Below are 18840 nucleotides of genomic sequence, written 5' to 3'. Positions count from 1 at the left end.
AAAGGAGCGCGCATATGAGCAGATTTGAAGTCATTGGTCCAGAACTTGATACGGCTAACCTGGCCAAACATAACCGCAACCTCGACCGTGCTGATTCTGATCTAGCATCACTACAGACTCAAATTAGCGCTGAACAGAAAGCGCGTATAGCCGCGGTTAATGAGCATATTCAGGCGATAGCTGCACATGCAGCAAGCGCAATCACTTTGTCGGCCGTAGCTGGTATGTCCGCATCTACGGTGCAAGCGGCAATCGCAGAGCTCCGTACCATCCTCACCACGATAATTGCCGGGCCTGCTCCATCCGCTGCCGAGATCCAGGCTGCCCGTGTTGGCGCGGATAACGTCGCCCGCGCTTCTCTCGACATCCTGATCAAGGAGATCCACGCTAAGCAGCTCGCTGCCCAGGAGCAGAAGGTAACGATCAAGCGTGGGGCTAACGTCATTAACACGTCCCAAGCGAGTGGGGCGACGGTGCAGGTTAAGGGACGAACGCTGGTCAATATACTTGGCAAGGACGGTAATTTCGAGTCAGATTCGAATTCGGACGGTATCGCTAACGGATGGTCGGCGACGGGAGCCGATGTAACTATGCCAACGCTCGAGACTACAGGTGCCGAGATCGGAACGAGATTCCAACGGTGGACTTCCGCAAATAGTGGTAATGGGCTAACTCGTGTAATTAAAACAGAAGTCGGTAAAAACTATATTGCAATTTGCCGCACTAAGTCTAACATCGCATCGCCTAATGGAACGCACCTTCGTATCTATAAAGGGGCGACTGTAGCTTATACGTCCTCGGTGGGCGTCGGCTCGGCGTGGGCTACGTTGTACGTAAAGTTCGTTGCGGACGGTACCGAAGATAGTATCCGACTATGCGGTAGTGGCGCCGGTGGCATGCTCGATTTTGATGGTGTTCGCCTTTACGAAGTCTCCGCAGCAGACTACGCCGCCATCGGTACTACGATAACAGGCGATGCGATTGACGCTTATCTGCCGTACCTGGACGGAGTGCAACATCTTCAGGGCGTGAGCGTTCGGAAGAAGGGGAAGAACCTGTTGCCGCCGTTTACACAATGGACGCTACATGCGAACGCAGAAATTCTTGCGCCATATGAGTTGAAGCTGACGGCTACAGCGGCAGACCAAAAGTCGACAATTGAAATACCATTGCTTCCTTCTACTACTTACAAAATTACATTTAACGCAAATGGCAGGGTGTGGACTCGGCTATATAACTCTAACAGGACCGCTTTCTCAAACAGCAAACAGGCAACCTCGGGAGACACTATTACAACCGATGCGACATATTACGTATTGCAAGTAGAGTTGAGTTCACTTAGCGTCGGGACATTCACATTCACGAACCCACAACTCGAACTAGGCTCCGTAGCAACACCGTTCGAACCTCGCGTCGACCAATACACTAACGTTCCAATCAAGCTCGCCAGCAACGTCGACCGGACGATTGCGGACAGTTACGATAGCGCGACGGGGCAGGTGCTTAGGCGGTGGAAGACTGATGTGAAGTTAGACGGCGCGCTCGGATGGACACATTCTGCGGACTTCACCGGATTCAAGCGGCTTGCCTTAAGCTTAGCGGGCGGTATCGCAAATTCTGCGTCAATCGCTAAGTATAACGGGGCAATTTACGAGCTGGTAATTAGCGGAGGGACTCCGACAAAAGGCGATCAGCAGACGTATAACGGATCTACACTGTACGTCACGGTATCGGACGCGGATAGCGGATGGACTGACGCTCTGAACCCGAACACCAACGCTGTAAAAGCGCTCATGAACGGTTGGAAGGCGAATGGTAACAACGGCACCGTATACAACTCGTGGGTATCGATTATCGAAGGGAATGCTCCTACGACCAATACGGAAGCATTCGTCGCTGCGAATAAAGCGCCGGGCTGGGACGCGTGGGCTGCACTCGATTACGTATTCGCAACGCCTGTTGTCGAGCAATTAGAGGGCGATCTCGGCGGTCTTTCGTTGGATGCTGGCGGTAACGCGGTCGAACTGGTGGAAGGTGTTGTTGTGCGAGAACGCATTACACCGACGCTATTCAGCGGTCAGTATTATATTAACCGCATATCCGCAACAGGCAGTACACTGCTCCGCCGAGCTGATAAAATACTTGCAATATATAAGGGATCGGATAGAGAGCCGATTACGTCGGACATTAACACGGGATGGCTATTCGGTACGTCGGATGCTTACGGCAATGAGAGATACACAACTGCTACGGCACGTATTGACCCAGACGCCGAATATTACGTCGACTACATCGTCCTGGACAAGTACGCCTATACTTCAAACGCAGTTGACGCAACCATAACGTACGACTCGACACAAGGAAGTGTTATTGCGCAAAACGTGCAAGACATCGCAGCGATCAAAACGCATGACGGCGTGCAGGACTGGATACTCGCACAACATACGGCGCGGCTGCTTGCACTGGAGGAGGCTTAGTATGGACCCGAAACTGCAAAGTGCTATCGAGTATTTGGAGAGCAAAGGCATAAAGGTGGAGCCTCAAAAGAGCGTGTTTCAAAATAATACGGAGATGGCCGTCATGCTGCTCACGTTTATGATGGCCGAGGTTGATTATTTGCGGGCGCGTGTCGAGGCGCTGGAAGGAGGCGGTGGGAATGCTTAACGAGGTGTTTCTTGGCATGTATCGAACGGCGGTACAATCCGGGCGGTTGCCGATCGTGTTTGTACCGGAACCTTACCGTTCGGCTCTGTTTACGGAAATGACTCCTCCGGAAGAGCCGGTGAGCGAGCCTGAAGGCGGCGAGGTTGAATGACGAATTGCTTAGAACTGTGGGATGAATCGGGGCGGTTGGCATATTTGCCGGCCGCTTCTTCCGTGCGTGTGAGAGAAGTCCTGAACGGCGAATACTTCCTATCATTCCGCTACACAAGGATGCGAGGCGACGAAGAACGCTACAATCTGCTTGAGCTCGGGAACGAAATTCGGTTCCCATCTGGCATCGAAGAAGGACAACGCTTTACGATCCGAAAAGCAGAGGAGCAGAACTCGCCGAAGGTATACATGCAGGTAGAGGCACACCATGTTTTCTTTAATCTCGGTCGGTTGCATCATGATGATTTCATAGACTTCGCTGCGGCACAAACACCAGCGGCTCTCTTGACGCAACTCTTCACAGGCACACCATTCTCATTCATAGTCTCGGGGAGCTTCCTGCCTCAAGATATATTTGAATGGGGTGAAAACAATAAGCTGGCGCTGCTACATGAGCTTCGTGAGGTTTTCAGTGCGGAGCTCTCTTTTAATAACTACACAGTCACCTTCACGAATCGGAAGGGCGGCGAGTCCGGACAGCTTATCCGGTATCGGAAGAACGAAAAGAGCATTCGGCGCACGGTACATGACAATGATAGGATTACTCGCTTGTTTGGCTATGGTAAGGATGGCCTCACAATCGAAGGGCTTGCCGGGCGAACGGAAAAGTATATTGATTCCTCATACTACGAGCCAGCTCGACCGTTTGAGGGCAAGATGACATGGCCGGAGATTGACAATAAAGCTCAACTCTTGACGGCGATGCAACAATACTTGGCGGCAACTGAGCTGCCGCGCGAAAGTTACGAAGTCGAGACACTTAAGATACAAGGCGTCGGAGTCGGGGATAACGTCACTGTCATTAATGAAAAGCTTGGCTACAACCTGTCAGCCCGCGTATACGAACACGAGCGCTACCCATTTGATAACCGGCAGAGACCACATTTTGTACTGGGTAACTTCAGGGATCGCTACATTTCGGATTATTTGCTGCAGTACCGGAGGAAACAGCGGGAGTACCAGGCTATTGTTGATCGCCGCACGGCGGAGCTCGAGCAGCAGCAAGGGGAGCTGGCGCAGGCACAAGAAGATTTTGAGGAGTACGTCGACACATCATTTGCAGACGGCTTAATTAGCGAGGCTGAGCAAAAGGCGATTGCCGAGCACAAACTTTCTCTCGCTAAAGAAAAAGCTGATGTCGACGCGGAGTATGCCAAGATTTACAACAGCCTGTACTTGGTCAATACGACGCTTAAGGCGGCGCTGCAGACGGCAAAGACCAACTATGATGCGTCGTATACAGCACTGATTGCGTCCATCGATGCGGCTATTTCTGACTCAGGTATCACGCCTGCAGAACGGGCAGACGTTAATGCCAAGTTTGCGGATCTCTCGACTAAACTTGCCATACTACGACAGGCCTTCGAGGATTCTTGGGGTTCGATCACGCAGACGGGATTGGACGCCATTGCCGGTAAGGGGATCCATTCGGGTGGAATTATTCGACTTGAGAATCGAACGCACAATGTCATTAAGACTTTATTGACAACCGCATATACAGGCGGATCCTCCACAATAAATGTTGCTTCAACGGCTGACTTCCCGGCGTCAGGGAAGGCTTACATCAACGATTCGCTCTCTCCAGGAACCTTAGGGTTAATTTGGGAATTTAATTACACGGGGAAAACGGCTACCTCGTTTACAGGTGTGACGGGAGTATCGTTCAACTACCTCAGCTCTGGATCGGTATTTCTTTGGACAAGACCCGTTGCAGATGTAGTAGTTTCTGCTGTCGAGGTTGTTATGCCTGATGGCTCATACAAATTAATCCCCGAGACGCGGTTTAACACGCAAACGCTCGGTGCTGGCGCCGGTGACATTGACGGGTTGGAATTTCGTTATCTCTATATTAACTCATCTGGAGTCGTTCAGTATGCCAGCGCGGGAACAGCCGGCGGCGAGATAACGTATCCTCCAAACCCACCCGCTGGGGGTGTCCGATTAGGCTTTATGGTCGTGGGCTATGGCAGGGAGGATCCGGACGGTACAATACGAGTCTTGAAAGAAGTTGATGCAAACGGCTACCCAGTGTTTAAGGAGAGGATCTACCATGACATTAGATACCGCGATGAAAGATCCGTCCGAGCTGACGGCAGCGATGTTGCATTCGGCGGAACGCCTTATGGAGCACAATCATTGGCCGTATCGTGCGGACCGAAAACGTACCAAACATACTATGTACCGGTGGGGAAGGGGCGGCGGAGTTTAAACCTATCACTTACGTTGGATGACGGCAGTGGCTACGACAATTACAATTACGGGGCTCAGCTCACGGTAGGTCGAAAGGCGGCAAACAATGCGGACGGCAAGGGGCGGTCGCTCTGGGCGACGTACACCGACGCAGACAATGTCAGGGGGCACGTGAGTGGGCAAAGGAACACATCTCCATACGGCGTGCATGTGCTTTCGCCGCGCGTTTGGGGCCGGTCTTACACGATGCTGTATGATGCCGATCTCATGCCCGACCCGACGGACGGCAGCGCTATTGCTCTTAAGCTGACGTTTTACAATTATCACAACAGCACAACTGAATCATTCAATTTAAAACTAAATTGGCATGCACTTTAGGCTCCGCTCAAGCGGAGTTATTTTATTGGGGAGGTGTTGCGGTGGATATGGAGACTATCTTTACCTTGATCGCTGTCGCAGGCACGTTAAGCGGGATTGGGCTTGGATGGGCCGGTAAGTCAAGATCCAGCAGGCATGATGCAGCTTCCGACGCGACAAAGGACGCCGAACTGCGGACTAATATGGAATACATCAAGCGTGGTATCGATGATGTGCGTGTCGAGCAAAAGGTTCAAGGACAGCGCTTTGATCAATTGTCTGAGCGTGTAACGAGGGTCGAGGAAAGCACAAAATCAGCGCACCGACGCATTGATCGCGTCGAGACGAAGGGAGAATGATTTTAATGACAAAGCCCTGGATTAAAGCTGCAACCATAAGAGCGGTTAAAACCGCAGCACAAACGGCAATTGCATCAATTGGAGCAACAACGGTATTTAATCAGGTGGACTGGCGCATTGTTGGGGGCACGGTGCTACTGGCTACCGTCTCGAGCTTTTTGACGTCATTGGCCGGTCTGCCGGAGGTTGATGCAGATGATCGCCCATAAGCGAATACGGATCCGATCCGGAAAAGTCGAAGAGGGGCCGCTGACGTATCCTCGCAGCGGCCAGTACAGCAAGTCAGAGGGTTGGACAGATATTCGTGCCGTCGATGTACCGGCAGCAGCTGTTCTACGAGTGGAACTTGTAACGGGTAAAGGTAAGACAGTTTCTAAGATTCTGGCCGACATGGTCAAGCAGCATGGCGGCAACTGGATCTGCTTCAACGCCAGTTACTTCAACGACGCAAACGGCGCACTCCTCGGCCTGACGTACCAGGACGGCAAAGCAATATATCCGGACGTATCGGGCAAGACGGAGGACCGCCCACACCTGTATTACAAGAATGGACAATTTGGCATCGGACGACTCTCAAGTCCAGTGAGCGTAAAGATGGCTGTGTGCGGCGTTCCGACGCTCTCCAAGGCTGGCAAAGCAATCGACCCGCCGCCAACTGCTGAGAAAACACCGTCGGACGTGCTTGGTGACAACCCGCGCATGATCGCGGGGATCAAGCCTGACGGCACGCTCGGCCTAATCGTCGTTGACGGCCGCGGCCCGTACGACAAGGGACTGACGACCAAAGAGGCGAGCATCATGGCGGTGCATTTCGGGTATCCGGAGTCCGTCAATCTGGACGGCGGAGGATCTGCGACGCTGGCTACAAATAATCGCTTGCTGCTCGATGCGCTGGAGATCGACAAGGCGAACGGCAAACGGACGTATCATGTGGCGGATATGAGCGCCAATTACGACGATCGGGAGACGCATCATGCGGTCTGTATTCAGTTCGATCCGGACAAGCTTCTGCCGGATTACATCATCGACCATATCCCGACCAGCACGCTGCACAACAGGCGTCCAGGTCACAAGCTTGAGGCGACGACGATTACATTTCATAATGTGGGCAACCCGACCAGTACGGCCCGAAACGAGCGCAACTGGCTCACCAATCCAAATAATGACGTGACGGCGAGCTATAACATCGTCTTGGATGATAAGATGACGATTGAGTGCATCCCGCTGAACGAGTCCGCTTGGGCTGCTGGAGATGGCGCCAATGGGCCCGGCAACCGAACATCGATTCACGTCGAGATATGCGAGAGTGGCAATTACGCCAGGACGCTTGAGCGAGCCGTCGATTTAGCGGTCAAGATGCTCAAAGAACGGAATTGGGGCGTGGACCGACTTCGCCGACATTGGGACTGGCCACGACCATCTGATGGCTATCGTAAGATATGCCCGCGCCTGATGTACGACGGTGGCACTTGGGCAGGCTGGATTGATTTTAAGGCACGAATTTCCGCAGCACTCAATCCACCGATCGTAACGCCGGATCCGGAGCAACCCACCAAGCCCGTCGATGATGTAACCGGACATTGGGCACAAGATGCGCTCCGTGAAGCGATTAAGGACGGTGTGCTTGCTGGGTACCCTGATGGCACTATCCGCCCGGACGAGCCCCTGACGCGGGCGCAGTATGCTGTGATACTGTCAAGGGGAAAACGCTAAGGCTAATTATCCTGACCTCGACAAAGCCCGCCGACCGTAACTGGTTAGCGGGCTTTTTCTAGTTTCCTGGTGTTTTAAGTACCCTAAATTAGTTTATGAATATAATATCTAGAAATTATTATCACCCTCAAAGAAGGATAATCTTTCCTTTTGTCGAATCTATGCATAAAAAGACAAAAGGGTGTATTTTACATGACTGCTGAGATTGCTGTTCTAAATCGATCTGGAGTTGCGCTTGCTGCAGATTCTGCTGTTACAGTGGGATCTAATAAAATCTTTAATTCTGCAGATAAACTTTTTGCTCTCAACAAGCACTCGATTGGCATCATGATTTACGGAAATGCAAATTTAATGAATGTACCTTGGGAAACTGTAATAAGTATGTTCAGAAAGAAACTTCCCGATGTCCCTTTTTCTCGATTCACCGATTATTGCGATAGCTTCATTGGATATTTAACTGAAGAGCAACGCTTTACATCAAAGGAAGCTGAGAAAGGTCAAATTGGGTTTATATTTTCCCAATGGCTAGAAAAGTTTCTGAAGAAACTCAATCAATTTATCCATAATAATTATCAACATGAACCTGATGAAGATGAAATCAGAAAAATTATGAACGCGAGTCTAGTTGACACTTGGAATCAGTTGAATGAAATTCATTATTCTGGTGAATTCGATGAAACTTTTTACCCTTGGTTCGAAGAGGAATATGGGGAATTTATTCAAGAAATTTTTGAGGAAAATGTTAACTTCGAATTGAACGAAGATATAATTAATACACTCGTTATAATTGCAGCATCGCTTGTTTGTAGGAATACGTTAGATGATAACGAATCAGGAGTTGTAATCGCCGGATTCGGTGAAGATGATATTTACCCAACGTTATCGGGTTATCGAATTGGCGGTATATTTAATGGCAAGTTAAAGCAATTGCTGTTGGAAAATTCGAAAATCGACGATCGCAACAGTGCTCAAATCGTTCCCTTTGCTCAACAAGAGATGGTTCATTCTTTTTTATCTGGAATCGATCCTAAAATTGAAGATGAAATTCAAAGATTTTTACAAGCGACAGTAAGTGTCTACCCAGATTTTATTGAAACTTTAGACATAAATGTCGATATAGAATCTAAGGCTAAAATTGAGGACAAAGGGCGGGAATTGTCCAATGAATTTGAAAATGAGTTGAAAAAGTTTAAACGAAAGCAGTTTATTAATCCTGTCATCCAAACAGTAGCATCATTCCCTAAAGAGGAATTATCGTCAATGGCAGAGGCTCTTGTTAATCTTACATCAATTAAAAGAAAAGTGACAAATCAAGCGGAAACTGTTGGCGGCCCAATTGATGTTGCGGTAATTTCAAAAAGTGACGGTTTTATTTGGGTAAAGAGGAAACAATATTACCAAACTGAATTAAATAGCTGAAGGAGTTGATGGTATGAATGCAGCAAGAGTTTTTACAACTTCAGAAAAAAATCACGGTTTTTTCAACTTGCCTCCAGAGAATATGGCAAAGAACAAGTTTTTGAAAAAGAAGGAAATCGAAAAATCTTTATCTGATCGGATATTGGAGAAGGTGTTTAAAAACACAGTTGAAGAGAGCCTAAAGAATCCCCCTAAAGATGATGATAAATAGAACAAAGCCCGCTATCCATTAGGACGGCGGGCTTTGTATTTAAATCTCTGAGAATGTGTTGGATTTATAAATTTCTCCAGTTGATTCATCTTGGTAATTAAAAGTGATACTCAACTCTTCGGGATCAACGCCATTATAAGCATGATATAGTGCAATCATATAGGCAATTTCCGCCGTTTCTAGCTCATCAGTTATTCCCATTACATTGTTTCTATTCACGATAAATGTAAATTCGAAGTAAGTATCATCATATAAAACATCTTTTATTGGAGGGTGCAAACCACCTTTATAATCACCTATCTGAATTTGTAGAATTTCAGCCATCGTCTGCATAAGTTCTTCATGCTTTTCTTCAGACATTTTGTAGGTAAGTGAACCGTCATCGTTTTTCGCCACCTTTATTCCGTCATCCTTCGCAAGAGAAAAGAGTTGTTCAACGTCTAGGCCGAGAGTAAAACGAGCAGGTATATTAACTTGTTTTGAATTATTTTCGAAAGCAGGAATATTTGAGCATGCAGATATAAGTAATGTAATTACAGTAATTAGAGAAAGTATTAATATCGTTTTTTTCAAATGATCAGCTCCTAAATTATTTTTCGCAGCCCACACCATCGCCATCCCGATCAAGGTGTTTGGCGTAGCCGGGATCTCCTACATAAATTGGGTCAGCTCCGGCTGCGCGAACAGCTGTGCAATTCTTGTAATACACATCTGCAACTGGTTCTCTAGTGGGAATAGTAGTGGGCTCGGCTGTAGGTTTTACTGTAGGTTTCGCAGTTGGCTTAGCGGTTGGGGCTTTTGCTGGCTCATTTGAAATTATAGGAGCCTCTGTCGTTTCCGCAGTGACATTATGAACAGGAAATAGGTTTTTAGGCTTTTCCACGATGAATAGAATCTTTGCACCGTCCGGATAGTCTTCCAGTTGATTACCTACCCAACTGCCTGCGCCACGATTGTCGCTCGAATCGATGTATGCGACACTCGCTCCTTTCCCGCCTTCTTCACACATGGCCATCGGCCATTCGTCTCGATCGTAGCCATCTTTCGTGTCGATTCCGGTGAGTGACTCCTTCCTGTTTTGCTCAGCGCCGTCTCGATCTATCGTACATACATCGGTATACCCCTGCTCGATAGCACCAAGGATATGTAGAGCCGTTTCCGGATATTTATCACTCGGAAAGATGAGTTCATAATCGTACTCGTTATGCTCCGTCTGTACTTCAGGATTGCTCGAAGCTTTATCAGTTGCAGTCGCTGCTGTAGGAGTACTTGTTGGTGGAGTTGCGGTTGTTGTTGCAACGGTACTTACGGTTGGTGAGGGGCTTACCGTTTGACTAGCTGGCAGATCTTCTACTACAACTCCGCACCCGACTAGAATTAGTGTGAGACATAGCAGAAGTGAAAAGGCTTTACGCATATAATCTTCCTTCCATTTAATATACAATAAGCTTACAACAATTCTCGCTTTTTGGCGATATGTGGTAGTGGGTAATCCGAAAGAATTATGGATTTTTATGCAGGACTAGTCCCAATAGACTATCATCAGTTATAATAGGTGGTAATTATTAACTGAGGGGATTTGTGGAAATGGCGAGAAGACGACGGAAAGAACAAGTAGATCCTGCTCAAGCTTTGACTGGTATGTTAATGCTGGGAGCGTTTTTTGGAATGTACAAGCTAACAAACTCCTTCGTAGGCGGCTCGATAGCGGCTGGCTGTGTACTTGGAGCGTATATTTCAATCGTGATGATCGTTAACCAAAAGCATACCGAACGTCTTAAACGGTCCGGAATAGCAGATATAGACAAGATGGATGGACGCACATTTGAGCTGTACTTAGGGCATCTATTTCGCTCTCACGGTTATGAAACGGAAGTGACTCAAGCGGCTGGTGATTATGGCGCAGATCTGGTTATTAAAAAAGGTGGGCAAAAGATCGTAGTCCAGGCAAAACGCTATAGTAAGAACGTCGGATTGAAAGCTGTGCAGGAAGCGCATACAGCGATGAATCATTATGGAGCTTCTGAAGCATGGGTTGTGACGAATAGAGATTACACCGAACAAGCCTACACACTAGCAAAGTCTAATGGTGTGCGGCTAATCAAGAGAGAGCAGCTCATAGAGATGATCTTAGCGGTTAACCCGGGTCAGTCATCTGGAAGCAAGACTACTGCAAAGGATGATCAGGTATCAACCTCTGCAGTGCCGGTAGCTGCTGCTGATGAAGAACCGGATGATCTCGAATGCCCGAAGTGTGGGTATTTATTGGTCAAACGAAATGGAAAGCGCGGTGAATTTTATGGCTGCTCTAACTTTCCGAAATGCCGGCATACTCGAACTATTGATGAATTCGCTGAAAGTGTGTAAGGAACTTTCGTTATAAAAAGGGAAATATTTAAGTACGTCGAAATTATATTTGGAGGTGTGTTGAAAAGATGAACGCTAGAGAATACTTAAATCAGCTCGTCTTGGTCACTCTTTACGATGGTAGTAAACATCAAGGTGTTTTGAAGTTATCTGGAACAGAGCCAGAAACAAGAAGGGTGTTTTTCGAGGTACATGGCGGAGGAGAAGTCTATCACGTGCCTGAGGATGATATCGACAAAATAGAGCTAGCACAAATGCTGAACTGAAAAAATCACACTGGATAAAAAAATCACAAAAAAAATCACGAAATATCCGTTCGAACTTGAAAATGGGCGAAATTGATTTGGAAGCATTAAGGGGATTAGCAGGTAAGAACGGGGTATCCGGTTGAGCAAGGATTAAAACGATTGCTTCTAATAGATGGGCGGCATGATGTAATAAAGGGCTTAAAAACCCTGTAATACCAAGGGAAACGGGACCTCTAAGGGTCCCGTTTCTCATATAAAATCACAAAAAAGTCACATTTCTTGCAAAGCAGTAGCCTTCAGCAAATCTATGAAGGCGCTTTTTACTTTTTGAACCGCATTTTTTTTTCATCTTCTTGGTTACATGAGTGTACATCTGCAGTGTGGTCTTAGGATCATCGTGACCGAGACCGACTCTAGCCATGATAGTCGCCAGATCCACGCCAGCCTCGGCCATCTGAATATTTCGATGAAATAGAGCCGCTATTCTGGTCATGAGTGAGCCAGGCCACCGGCGAAAATGAGCCACCCCTCCGGTGGGGGGGAGCCACCTGTGCGGAAGTAGCTCCCGAGCAATTAATTTATTAGTCCTTTGCGTTTTCGCATGGAATCCGTGCCTTCAATCGTTATCGTGTAAGAGGAATGCACAATGCGGTCAAGAATGGCATCGGCAAGAGTGCTTTCACCGATTTTGCTATGCCAGCCGCCGGGAGCGAACTGGGAGCAGAAGATTGTGGAGCCGGTTTGATGGCGCGCCTCAACGATCTCAAGCAAGTCCCGAGCCTCATCTTCCTTAAGGGACACGAGCAACCATTCGTCAAGGATCAGTAACGGTACTTTCTTGTACATCTTCATCACGCGTTGAAAGATCCCTTCGCAACTTGCAACCGCCAGTTCATTTAGCAACTCAGGCAGGCGGATATATTTCACGGGGAGGAAGTTGCGGCAGGCGGCGATTCCAAAAGCACAAGCCAAATAGGTTTTCCCTGCACCCGAAGCGCCCATGATAATGATATTGAGTTTGTCATGAATGTAGGCGCCCGTTCCCAGACGAAGGATTTGAGTGCGATCCAGCTTGTGATCGGCGTGATATTCTACGTCTTCTATACAGGCATTTGTTTGTTGGAAGTCTGCCTTGCGAATTAACGTGGTCAGCCGATTATTCTTACGTCTCGACCACTCCAGATCCACTAGCATGCTGAAACACTCTTCAAACGACAGTTCCTGAAAGCCGGGGTCCAGCAATTGGGCTTGGAACGACTCTGCCATCGCGGAAAGGCGCATCTCATGCTGTTTGCGTACAGTCGGTTGATTTACCATGTTCAGCCCCTCCCGTAGTAATCCGCGCTGCGGACAAAGCCGTGGCTTTCGGAAGAAGAAGTTGGTGAAGTCCCGTCTGTGATGGATCTTGAAGCCGATCCTGTCCTGTCGTCAGGAGGGTTTTAATGCCTTGGAAGTTTGGTCTTGGCGTGTAAGACAGCGCCCTGACGCAAGCGGCTAACTCCGTGGTTGTCGGCAAGCTTCAGGAGGGCCATGCAGCTTCTGTAGCCTTGCTGTTCAACTTTATGAAAGCTAAGAATGGCCTGTGCGGCGCAGCATGTGTAGGGACCAACTTGCTCTGCCCAAGAGATAAAACGTTGCCCGTTCCACTCGATGCGCTGGAGATCGATAAAACAAATCGTAAACGGACGTACCACGTCGCGGACGGTTTATAAGGAGCGTGTCGTCCCATCATGCGATCGCTATCCAGTTCGATCCGGACAAGCTACTGCCAGATTAATTGTGGATCATATCCCATCCACCACGTCGAATAATCGACGTCCAGGGCACAAACTAGTTGCGACAACGTTCACGATTCATAATACTGGAAATCCGACGAGCTCGGCAGCTAACGAGAGGTCATGGCTCACGAACCCGAGCAATAAGACGACAGCCAGTTATCATATCGTTGTTGACGAGCACGAGAGTATCCAATGCCTGACGCTCAACGAGTCCTCATGGGCGACCGGAGACGGAATCAATGGGTCCGGCAACCGGACGTCGATTCGCATTGAACTTTGCGAGAGTGGCGATTATACCAACATTCTAAACCGAGCTGTCTCGTTGGTTGCTGAGATGCTGAAGGAGCGTGGCTGGGGCGTGGATCGGCTACACTGGCATTACGATTGGCGACGTCTCCGTCGGACGTGTACCGTAAAATCTGCCCCCGGCTCATGTGATATGTAAGAAAATGGAATTGGTGACGTGAGTTTAAGAAACGTATAGAGGCTAAGACTAAGTCGGTATCAGTTAGCGACCAGGTCGATATCCGCGTGAATGGCAAATTACTGAATCAGAAAGGAACTCTCAAAAACGGAGTTGCGACCATACCCATCCTCGAAATTGCTGAAGCACTAGGAGTAAAAGTGACATGGAACGAAGAGAAAAGTACAGTCAACGTGGAGAATTAAGGTTATAGCCCGCTAGGCTAAATGCTATCGGGCTATTTAATCATTTATCTAGCCTTCATATTTTCCGGCATTCTTAGCTATGATAAATTTGCCTTCATCTTCGATTGCTATTGAATCATTAGTTGACACATTTTGAATTTTGTAAAGTTTAGTACCAACTGGATACTTATTTGAGAATATTCTCGAAGAATTTACTCCTTCATCATCGGAATATACCTCAACCATTCCTAATTCAAATTCAATGGCGTCACTACTTTCAACGGTTGTATTGTACATATAACCATTCCAAACGACAAAATTACTTGCCCAATCTCCGCTACTACTATGTTTAGTATTATTTGTTGAGCAAGCCCCGATTAATAAACAAAGAAAAAAACAGAAAACAACAAATATTTTTCTCATAAGTAAAATCCCTCCTTTTTTCTTTTGACGCATGTGAACCTGATTAAGTTGCAATTGGTTAGAATTTTGTTGAGATGAGGATTGGTAATTTAACCAATCCTCAAGTCCATTTTATGGGTGTAGCTTGAGATCTTTAATCGACTTTACTGATTCAATATTGCCATCTACTTCATTCGGGGGAGTTATTTTCTCACCATTAACTTTAAACTTACCTTGATATACTCCTTTGATGACATACGAATTATCCGCGATGGGCCCTTCGTATTTCTCCAGGTATACTATTGCTTGGTCTGATTTGGTGAATACAGCATTGCCTTCAGCTCTGTATATCAATCCATCATGTGTGCCCCCGGTCTCTAAAATACTTATTGTGCTTTTTTTGTCTAAATCACCTTTAAAGACCTTGATAATCTCAACGTTAGATAAGGTGAAAGCAACGTTACCGTATTCAATGGTGTTTGTATTCCCTACTTTCACTTGAGCAATAATGTTGGATTTCTCATAGAGTTCTTCTACTGAATCAAACTTTTCAACAAGATCGAAATGCATATCAACGGTAGGTAATGATTGACTTGTGCCTTTGTTGGTATTTACAAAAAAAACGAACGACATAGCAATTAATATTAGTAACACCATTCCAATATAAAGCGCTCTCGTGTTTACTTTTTTAGTTGACATATTTTACCCTCCCTAGATTTTAATAAAGAGCATTTACGCCTTTTATGTCGTCAGAACCAGGAGCAGTAGCCGTTCTTCCGTTACCCCAAGTACACATTACTTGAGTTTTGTCAGTAACATGATCTAACCCAAAAGCATGTCCAAGTTCATGTGCAGAAACACCAGTGCGTTGAGATATGGTCATAGCTTCCATGGTATGTTCATTGAAATCAATATCGGATCTAGTGTAAGTGCCAGAAGTGTGGACTGGTTTATTTGCACATCGTGCATTCCAACCGATATTCCCATAATCCTTGTGTCTGAAGATTATATTTGCTTTTGTCACATCATTCGTATGTGTAAGAGTAACATCGGTGTTAGCATTATTCCACGCGTTTACGCCGAAAGTCGAGGCACCGGCATAATTGGAGCCTGACCCTTGAAAGTTCCATGTAATATTACTGCTACCATACTTACCACCAATAGTTGTGTAAGCTTCTGCTTGTGGAGTTGTAGCTTGAGAAGCTGTATAGATTGTGGCAAAAATAGAAAATGATAGTAATAATTTAACGGCAATACTTTTTTTCATATAGAACCTCCGTATTTTGAATTTTTAAATATATTGCGGAATTTATTCAAACACTACCCTCCTATTCCAAATACTTCCGCAATATTATAATGTGACTAGACCAATATTAGTTGCACAAGAACCAAATAAATTTTCAAATACTTATGTGTGTGTAGGTGGAGCGGTTGGTATTGTGGTGAAAGATTTATATAATGACTGAATTAATTGATGTTTGAACAGAACGGATGAAGTTGAACGGCGTAACGACACTACCTGTTTTCGTGGTAGCGGAGGCTCTCTTGGCGAAGGTGACGTGGGACGGGGAGAGTCAGACGAGGTCGGCGGGCATCAGCGGCACAAGGTCCTGCTGGCAGGCGGCGACATCGAGGCAGCCGTCTCCGTAGTTGACCTTGACGAACAGTAGGAGCGCTTGCTCAATCTTGCGTTGAACAAGGTTTTCGGTCGCTGGGACGAGGAAGCGTTGGCCAGACTGTTAGAGGAGCTGCAAGCCGGCAGCGCCGATCTGGAGCTGAGCGGATTCGAGACTAAGGAGATCGGCGAACTGATCGCCACGCTGCCGCACAATATTGAAGTCGACGATCCGGTTGTCGAGGATGAATTCGACGTCGGTCGGGCGCTCGAGCAGATTAATTAAGGAGCCGGAAACACGCCGCGGCGATTTATGTATTTCATCCTTCGTAGTGCCAGAGGGAGTTTGAGGACGCTATGGTGGCAGCCGGCATCGACGGGCGTAGCCAGTGTGTGTGGGTAAAGAATGCGGCTCCCTTCGGCTGGAGCCAGTATCGCTGGCAGTATGAGCCAGTTATCTATGCACACTTGAAGGGGAAGGCGCCGGTGTGGTACGGCGATCGTAAACAATCAATAGTGTAGTGCAACGGGCTTCCATTGGAAGAACTGGAGCCATCTACTGTCTGGGAAGTATCACGCGGCAACGTGAATGCTTACGTGCATCCTACGCAGAAGCCACTGCCACTGCTGGCCATCCCGATTGGGAACAGCAGTAAGCGTGGCGATGTTGTGGTTGATTTTTTCGGCGGCGCGGGCTCTACGCTCATGACCTGCGAGCAGACGGATAGGGAATGCCGGCTGCTGGAGCTCGATCCGATCTTCTGCGATATCATCAAAGAGCGCTTCAAGTCAGCGCGACGGGCATCGATCCGGTTCTGATCCGGTGCTCCGAAGCAACATAAAAAGGAGAGGCGCGCTAACGCCTCTCCAGCCCGACCGGAAACACCTCGGCCGAGATCGTGTACAGCCGTGGCCACGGTTTAAATACGAACGCACGATCTCATATCCATAATGCTGGATGGCGAGGTGTTTCGCAATGAAAAATTCGAACAATCGTTCGAATGAAGAGTTGATACTTAAGCATGAGCTGGATCAAACAGGGCATCATGGAGAGCAAGGAACAGTACCCACGTATTATCAAGGCGGCCATCGCTAGATGGGTAAAGGATTTTCAAGAAGGTCTTATTGAGGTCCAGAGCGTTGATGATTTACGGAAGCTGATCGAGCTGGATATTGAACTGCAGAGGGATGAATTAACGTGAATCTACGTCGTTTCTAATAAATATTACACTCTTGCCGAGGTCGACACCCTTTACTTTCCATCCAGCGGTGAGCCATGCGTGCGCCTGAGTTCTTGTCGGATTCATGGTATTCCCCCACCATGTTCGGTCAGTATGCGCCGAAGGTGGAAGGGGGTAACCAATAACTTGTTGAAGTTCGGAATAAGATAGTTTGATTTCAATTTGATTTTTAAGATAATCATTAAGCCGATCATATTTACTCATGAATTACCTTCCTCGTAGATTTAGTGTAATTATACAACAGTCGGTGTTTATGGTATTTAGTGGCAAAAGAGCGGAGCCCAAATCGGAAAATTGCCAAGCAGATGAGGGTGGACAGCGGCGGTAAGATGCTGCTCAAGGACATCGCCGTCGTGCTCAGCCTTGGGGAATCCCAGATACGAAAGTGGAAGAGCCAAGACAAGTCTTCGAAAAGTATATTTCCCGTCTTTCTTCTTGGGCTTGTCGTACTAAGTTGACGGCGGCATAATCGTTGTCTAGTATAGCGATCACGATGTTCGAATCGAATAAATAACCGGAGTAGTTGTGGGTCACTTCCCCCAGTCCTCCCGTGACTTCTGAATGTGGTCTAATAATTCTTGAGCTTCCCCGGGCTTTAGAATTCCAGCCACACTTAAAATGTCATCTACTGAGTAATCATCAAAGTCCTCGATGGTTTCTGCTTCAAGATCTATGACAAGCTTCTTTGTGGAAATATTGTTTTCAGATAAGAATTCCCTTATGTTCTTTACTAAATGTGGATGGAGTTTGTGTACCATTGACATGGAAAGTCACTCCTTTATCAAAATAGACTCTGTACTAATTAATAATTATACCCGATACTGCAATGAATGGATACGGTTGCGGTCAACAGCATAAGCTCAATGAATATTATGATTTCTGTAAGTTGTGGATCTTTTATTTTCATTCATGTGGTAAAATAGTCCTGAAAACTCCGAGACTATAGTTGGAGGGATTAGATGATAATCCGGTTCACCGATCACGCCCGAATACGGTGTGTTCAGCGCAACATTTCCGAAAAGTGGTTGGTGGCCAGGTTGTTGAGAATTCCCTTCAACCCTTCTCCCTATCAATACCGGCAGCACCTTGATAATACGAATATATTTGTTGTGTTTAAGGACGGTTCGACGTTCCGTTCAGTCATAACCGTGTATCTTGCCATCGAGCTACAGGAGAAGCCGAAAGCTGATGTTAGCAAACATACAAAGGATACACGTGTGCGAGATATGGTTAACAAAGCATTAGGAAAAAGTAGGAAAAGAGTTAGGCGCAAGGGAGGTAAGCGTTGGAAGTGACTTTTTAGTCGTCATAAGCTAGAGGCTTTGTATTCGTTCATGGAACGCTGCAAGGCCTCTTTGTTGCGTGCGCGTTGGCTCTAATGCAGGCAGACTTGTTTCGTTGCTCCAACATTCGCTCAC

Annotated in this window: 26 protein-coding genes and 1 pseudogene; 17 read left to right on the top strand and 10 right to left on the bottom strand. The window is 47.1% G+C overall.

Annotated features, from left to right (window positions below; genetic code table 11):
• The first annotated feature begins 14 nt into the window (after positions 1-14).
• From AB1S56_RS19575 to AB1S56_RS19535, 9 genes are all read left to right on the top strand, one after another.
• Positions 15-2477, top strand: a complete 2463-nt coding sequence (locus tag AB1S56_RS19575; protein ID WP_340869055.1) for a hypothetical protein — start codon at positions 15-17, stop codon at positions 2475-2477.
• A 1-nt stretch (position 2478) separates the two neighbouring features.
• The gene (locus tag AB1S56_RS19570; RefSeq protein WP_340869057.1) at positions 2479-2664 is read left to right on the top strand and encodes a hypothetical protein; all 186 of its coding nucleotides are present in this window, start codon (positions 2479-2481) and stop codon (positions 2662-2664) included.
• The gene (locus AB1S56_RS19565; RefSeq protein ID WP_340869059.1) at positions 2657-2815 is read left to right on the top strand and encodes a hypothetical protein; all 159 of its coding nucleotides are present in this window, start codon (positions 2657-2659) and stop codon (positions 2813-2815) included. Before AB1S56_RS19570 ends, AB1S56_RS19565 begins: the two co-directional genes overlap by 8 nt.
• The gene (locus AB1S56_RS19560; protein ID WP_340869060.1) at positions 2812-5442 is read left to right on the top strand and encodes a phage tail spike protein; all 2631 of its coding nucleotides are present in this window, start codon (positions 2812-2814) and stop codon (positions 5440-5442) included. Before AB1S56_RS19565 ends, AB1S56_RS19560 begins: the two co-directional genes overlap by 4 nt.
• Positions 5443-5489: 47 nt before the next feature.
• On the top strand, positions 5490-5780 hold the full coding sequence (locus AB1S56_RS19555) for a hypothetical protein (RefSeq protein ID WP_340869160.1): 291 nt from the start codon (positions 5490-5492) through the stop codon (positions 5778-5780).
• Positions 5781-5785: 5 nt separating this feature from the next.
• Positions 5786-5989 (top strand): holin, encoded by a 204-nt coding sequence (locus tag AB1S56_RS19550; protein WP_340869062.1) that lies wholly within the window; start codon positions 5786-5788, stop codon positions 5987-5989.
• On the top strand, positions 5976-7493 hold the full coding sequence (locus tag AB1S56_RS19545; RefSeq protein ID WP_340869064.1) for a phosphodiester glycosidase family protein: 1518 nt from the start codon (positions 5976-5978) through the stop codon (positions 7491-7493). Before AB1S56_RS19550 ends, AB1S56_RS19545 begins: the two co-directional genes overlap by 14 nt.
• Before the next feature lie 192 nt (positions 7494-7685).
• Entirely contained in the window at positions 7686-8912 is a 1227-nt protein-coding gene (locus AB1S56_RS19540; RefSeq protein ID WP_340869066.1) for a hypothetical protein, read from the top strand.
• 13 nt (positions 8913-8925) lie between these two features.
• A complete protein-coding gene (locus tag AB1S56_RS19535) occupies positions 8926-9123 on the top strand; it encodes a hypothetical protein (protein WP_340869068.1) in 198 nt (65 codons plus the stop codon).
• A gap of 39 nt (positions 9124-9162) precedes the next feature.
• Here AB1S56_RS19535 and AB1S56_RS19530 read toward each other — a convergent pair whose 3' ends face one another.
• The 3 genes and pseudogenes from AB1S56_RS19530 to AB1S56_RS19520 form a co-directional block, all read right to left on the bottom strand.
• Positions 9163-9696, bottom strand: coding sequence for a hypothetical protein (locus AB1S56_RS19530; RefSeq protein ID WP_340869070.1), 534 nt, complete (start codon positions 9694-9696; stop codon positions 9163-9165).
• A gap of 16 nt (positions 9697-9712) precedes the next feature.
• Complete coding sequence (locus AB1S56_RS19525; RefSeq protein ID WP_367903472.1) at positions 9713-9832, bottom strand: excalibur calcium-binding domain-containing protein; 120 nt, start codon at positions 9830-9832, stop codon at positions 9713-9715.
• A gap of 171 nt (positions 9833-10003) precedes the next feature.
• Positions 10004-10327 (bottom strand): annotated as a pseudogene (locus tag AB1S56_RS19520) (NucA/NucB deoxyribonuclease domain-containing protein); the annotation flags it as partial.
• 383 nt (positions 10328-10710) lie between these two features.
• Here AB1S56_RS19520 and AB1S56_RS19515 point away from each other — a divergent pair.
• Positions 10711-11490, top strand: a complete 780-nt coding sequence (locus AB1S56_RS19515; protein ID WP_340869072.1) for a restriction endonuclease — start codon at positions 10711-10713, stop codon at positions 11488-11490.
• 68 nt (positions 11491-11558) lie between these two features.
• Positions 11559-11756 carry a hypothetical protein gene (locus AB1S56_RS19510; protein WP_340869073.1) on the top strand — a complete coding sequence of 66 codons (198 nt, stop codon included), beginning with the start codon at positions 11559-11561 and terminating at the stop codon, positions 11754-11756.
• 241 nt (positions 11757-11997) lie between these two features.
• On the opposite strand, the gene AB1S56_RS19505 is transcribed toward AB1S56_RS19510, so the two are convergent.
• Together AB1S56_RS19505 and istB are read right to left on the bottom strand one after the other, a co-directional pair.
• Positions 11998-12231, bottom strand: a complete 234-nt coding sequence (locus tag AB1S56_RS19505; protein ID WP_340869074.1) for a hypothetical protein — start codon at positions 12229-12231, stop codon at positions 11998-12000.
• 80 nt (positions 12232-12311) lie between these two features.
• Positions 12312-13055 carry an IS21-like element helper ATPase IstB gene (gene istB / locus AB1S56_RS19500; protein WP_340869075.1) on the bottom strand — a complete coding sequence of 248 codons (744 nt, stop codon included), beginning with the start codon at positions 13053-13055 and terminating at the stop codon, positions 12312-12314.
• 333 nt (positions 13056-13388) lie between these two features.
• On the opposite strand from istB, the gene AB1S56_RS19495 reads away from it, so the two are divergent.
• Together AB1S56_RS19495 and AB1S56_RS19490 are read left to right on the top strand one after the other, a co-directional pair.
• Positions 13389-13961: an N-acetylmuramoyl-L-alanine amidase gene (locus tag AB1S56_RS19495; RefSeq protein WP_340869076.1), complete on the top strand. Its 573-nt coding sequence runs from the start codon at positions 13389-13391 to the stop codon at positions 13959-13961.
• Between the two features lie 86 nt (positions 13962-14047).
• Positions 14048-14185, top strand: coding sequence for a stalk domain-containing protein (locus tag AB1S56_RS19490; protein WP_367903378.1), 138 nt, complete (start codon positions 14048-14050; stop codon positions 14183-14185).
• A 48-nt stretch (positions 14186-14233) separates the two neighbouring features.
• On the opposite strand, the gene AB1S56_RS19485 is transcribed toward AB1S56_RS19490, so the two are convergent.
• The 3 genes from AB1S56_RS19485 to AB1S56_RS19475 all read right to left on the bottom strand — a co-directional run bounded on the left by AB1S56_RS19485 (position 14234) and on the right by AB1S56_RS19475 (position 15833).
• Positions 14234-14587, bottom strand: coding sequence for a hypothetical protein (locus AB1S56_RS19485; protein WP_340869077.1), 354 nt, complete (start codon positions 14585-14587; stop codon positions 14234-14236).
• A 111-nt stretch (positions 14588-14698) separates the two neighbouring features.
• Entirely contained in the window at positions 14699-15265 is a 567-nt protein-coding gene (locus AB1S56_RS19480) for a hypothetical protein (protein ID WP_340869078.1), read from the bottom strand.
• 19 nt (positions 15266-15284) lie between these two features.
• The gene (locus tag AB1S56_RS19475; RefSeq protein ID WP_340869080.1) at positions 15285-15833 is read right to left on the bottom strand and encodes a matrixin family metalloprotease; all 549 of its coding nucleotides are present in this window, start codon (positions 15831-15833) and stop codon (positions 15285-15287) included.
• A 460-nt stretch (positions 15834-16293) separates the two neighbouring features.
• Here AB1S56_RS19475 and AB1S56_RS19470 point away from each other — a divergent pair, with 460 nt between their 5' ends.
• The 3 genes from AB1S56_RS19470 to AB1S56_RS19460 all read left to right on the top strand — a co-directional run bounded on the left by AB1S56_RS19470 (position 16294) and on the right by AB1S56_RS19460 (position 17383).
• The gene (locus AB1S56_RS19470) at positions 16294-16467 is read left to right on the top strand and encodes a hypothetical protein (protein ID WP_340869081.1); all 174 of its coding nucleotides are present in this window, start codon (positions 16294-16296) and stop codon (positions 16465-16467) included.
• Between the two features lie 299 nt (positions 16468-16766).
• Entirely contained in the window at positions 16767-17000 is a 234-nt protein-coding gene (locus tag AB1S56_RS19465; RefSeq protein ID WP_340869083.1) for a DNA methyltransferase, read from the top strand.
• Between the two features lie 203 nt (positions 17001-17203).
• Positions 17204-17383 carry a hypothetical protein gene (locus AB1S56_RS19460; RefSeq protein ID WP_340869084.1) on the top strand — a complete coding sequence of 60 codons (180 nt, stop codon included), beginning with the start codon at positions 17204-17206 and terminating at the stop codon, positions 17381-17383.
• Here AB1S56_RS19460 and AB1S56_RS19455 read toward each other — a convergent pair.
• Positions 17375-17626 (bottom strand): hypothetical protein, encoded by a 252-nt coding sequence (locus AB1S56_RS19455; RefSeq protein WP_340869085.1) that lies wholly within the window; start codon positions 17624-17626, stop codon positions 17375-17377. The two genes, AB1S56_RS19460 and AB1S56_RS19455, sit on opposite strands and share 9 nt — an antisense overlap.
• A 59-nt stretch (positions 17627-17685) precedes the next feature.
• On the opposite strand from AB1S56_RS19455, the gene AB1S56_RS19450 reads away from it, so the two are divergent.
• Positions 17686-17880 (top strand): phage terminase small subunit-related protein, encoded by a 195-nt coding sequence (locus tag AB1S56_RS19450; protein WP_340869086.1) that lies wholly within the window; start codon positions 17686-17688, stop codon positions 17878-17880.
• Positions 17881-17952: 72 nt separating this feature from the next.
• Here AB1S56_RS19450 and AB1S56_RS19445 read toward each other — a convergent pair whose 3' ends face one another.
• The gene (locus tag AB1S56_RS19445; RefSeq protein WP_340869087.1) at positions 17953-18186 is read right to left on the bottom strand and encodes a hypothetical protein; all 234 of its coding nucleotides are present in this window, start codon (positions 18184-18186) and stop codon (positions 17953-17955) included.
• Between the last annotated feature and the right edge of the window lie 654 nt (positions 18187-18840).

The sequence above is a fragment of the Paenibacillus sp. PL2-23 genome, from assembly GCF_040834005.1.
GTDB lineage: Bacteria > Bacillota > Bacilli > Paenibacillales > Paenibacillaceae > Pristimantibacillus.
The sequence above is the reverse complement of the archived record's forward strand: the minus strand, read 5'-3'. Positions and strand labels throughout refer to the sequence as shown.

Coding starts and splice junctions, on each gene's coding strand:
- AB1S56_RS19575 (WP_340869055.1), top strand. CDS start 15: ATGAGCAGATTTGAAGTCATTGGTCCAGAACTTGATACGGCTAACCTG.
- AB1S56_RS19570 (WP_340869057.1), top strand. CDS start 2,479: ATGGACCCGAAACTGCAAAGTGCTATCGAGTATTTGGAGAGCAAAGGC.
- AB1S56_RS19565 (WP_340869059.1), top strand. CDS start 2,657: ATGCTTAACGAGGTGTTTCTTGGCATGTATCGAACGGCGGTACAATCC.
- AB1S56_RS19560 (WP_340869060.1), top strand. CDS start 2,812: ATGACGAATTGCTTAGAACTGTGGGATGAATCGGGGCGGTTGGCATAT.
- AB1S56_RS19555 (WP_340869160.1), top strand. CDS start 5,490: ATGGAGACTATCTTTACCTTGATCGCTGTCGCAGGCACGTTAAGCGGG.
- AB1S56_RS19550 (WP_340869062.1), top strand. CDS start 5,786: ATGACAAAGCCCTGGATTAAAGCTGCAACCATAAGAGCGGTTAAAACC.
- AB1S56_RS19545 (WP_340869064.1), top strand. CDS start 5,976: ATGATCGCCCATAAGCGAATACGGATCCGATCCGGAAAAGTCGAAGAG.
- AB1S56_RS19540 (WP_340869066.1), top strand. CDS start 7,686: ATGACTGCTGAGATTGCTGTTCTAAATCGATCTGGAGTTGCGCTTGCT.
- AB1S56_RS19535 (WP_340869068.1), top strand. CDS start 8,926: ATGAATGCAGCAAGAGTTTTTACAACTTCAGAAAAAAATCACGGTTTT.
- AB1S56_RS19515 (WP_340869072.1), top strand. CDS start 10,711: ATGGCGAGAAGACGACGGAAAGAACAAGTAGATCCTGCTCAAGCTTTG.
- AB1S56_RS19510 (WP_340869073.1), top strand. CDS start 11,559: ATGAACGCTAGAGAATACTTAAATCAGCTCGTCTTGGTCACTCTTTAC.
- AB1S56_RS19505 (WP_340869074.1), bottom strand. CDS start 12,231: ATGACCAGAATAGCGGCTCTATTTCATCGAAATATTCAGATGGCCGAG.
- istB (WP_340869075.1), bottom strand. CDS start 13,055: ATGGTAAATCAACCGACTGTACGCAAACAGCATGAGATGCGCCTTTCC.
- AB1S56_RS19495 (WP_340869076.1), top strand. CDS start 13,389: ATGCGCTGGAGATCGATAAAACAAATCGTAAACGGACGTACCACGTCG.
- AB1S56_RS19485 (WP_340869077.1), bottom strand. CDS start 14,587: ATGAGAAAAATATTTGTTGTTTTCTGTTTTTTTCTTTGTTTATTAATC.
- AB1S56_RS19480 (WP_340869078.1), bottom strand. CDS start 15,265: ATGTCAACTAAAAAAGTAAACACGAGAGCGCTTTATATTGGAATGGTG.
- AB1S56_RS19475 (WP_340869080.1), bottom strand. CDS start 15,833: ATGAAAAAAAGTATTGCCGTTAAATTATTACTATCATTTTCTATTTTT.
- AB1S56_RS19460 (WP_340869084.1), top strand. CDS start 17,204: ATGAGCTGGATCAAACAGGGCATCATGGAGAGCAAGGAACAGTACCCA.
- AB1S56_RS19455 (WP_340869085.1), bottom strand. CDS start 17,626: ATGAGTAAATATGATCGGCTTAATGATTATCTTAAAAATCAAATTGAA.
- AB1S56_RS19445 (WP_340869087.1), bottom strand. CDS start 18,186: ATGTCAATGGTACACAAACTCCATCCACATTTAGTAAAGAACATAAGG.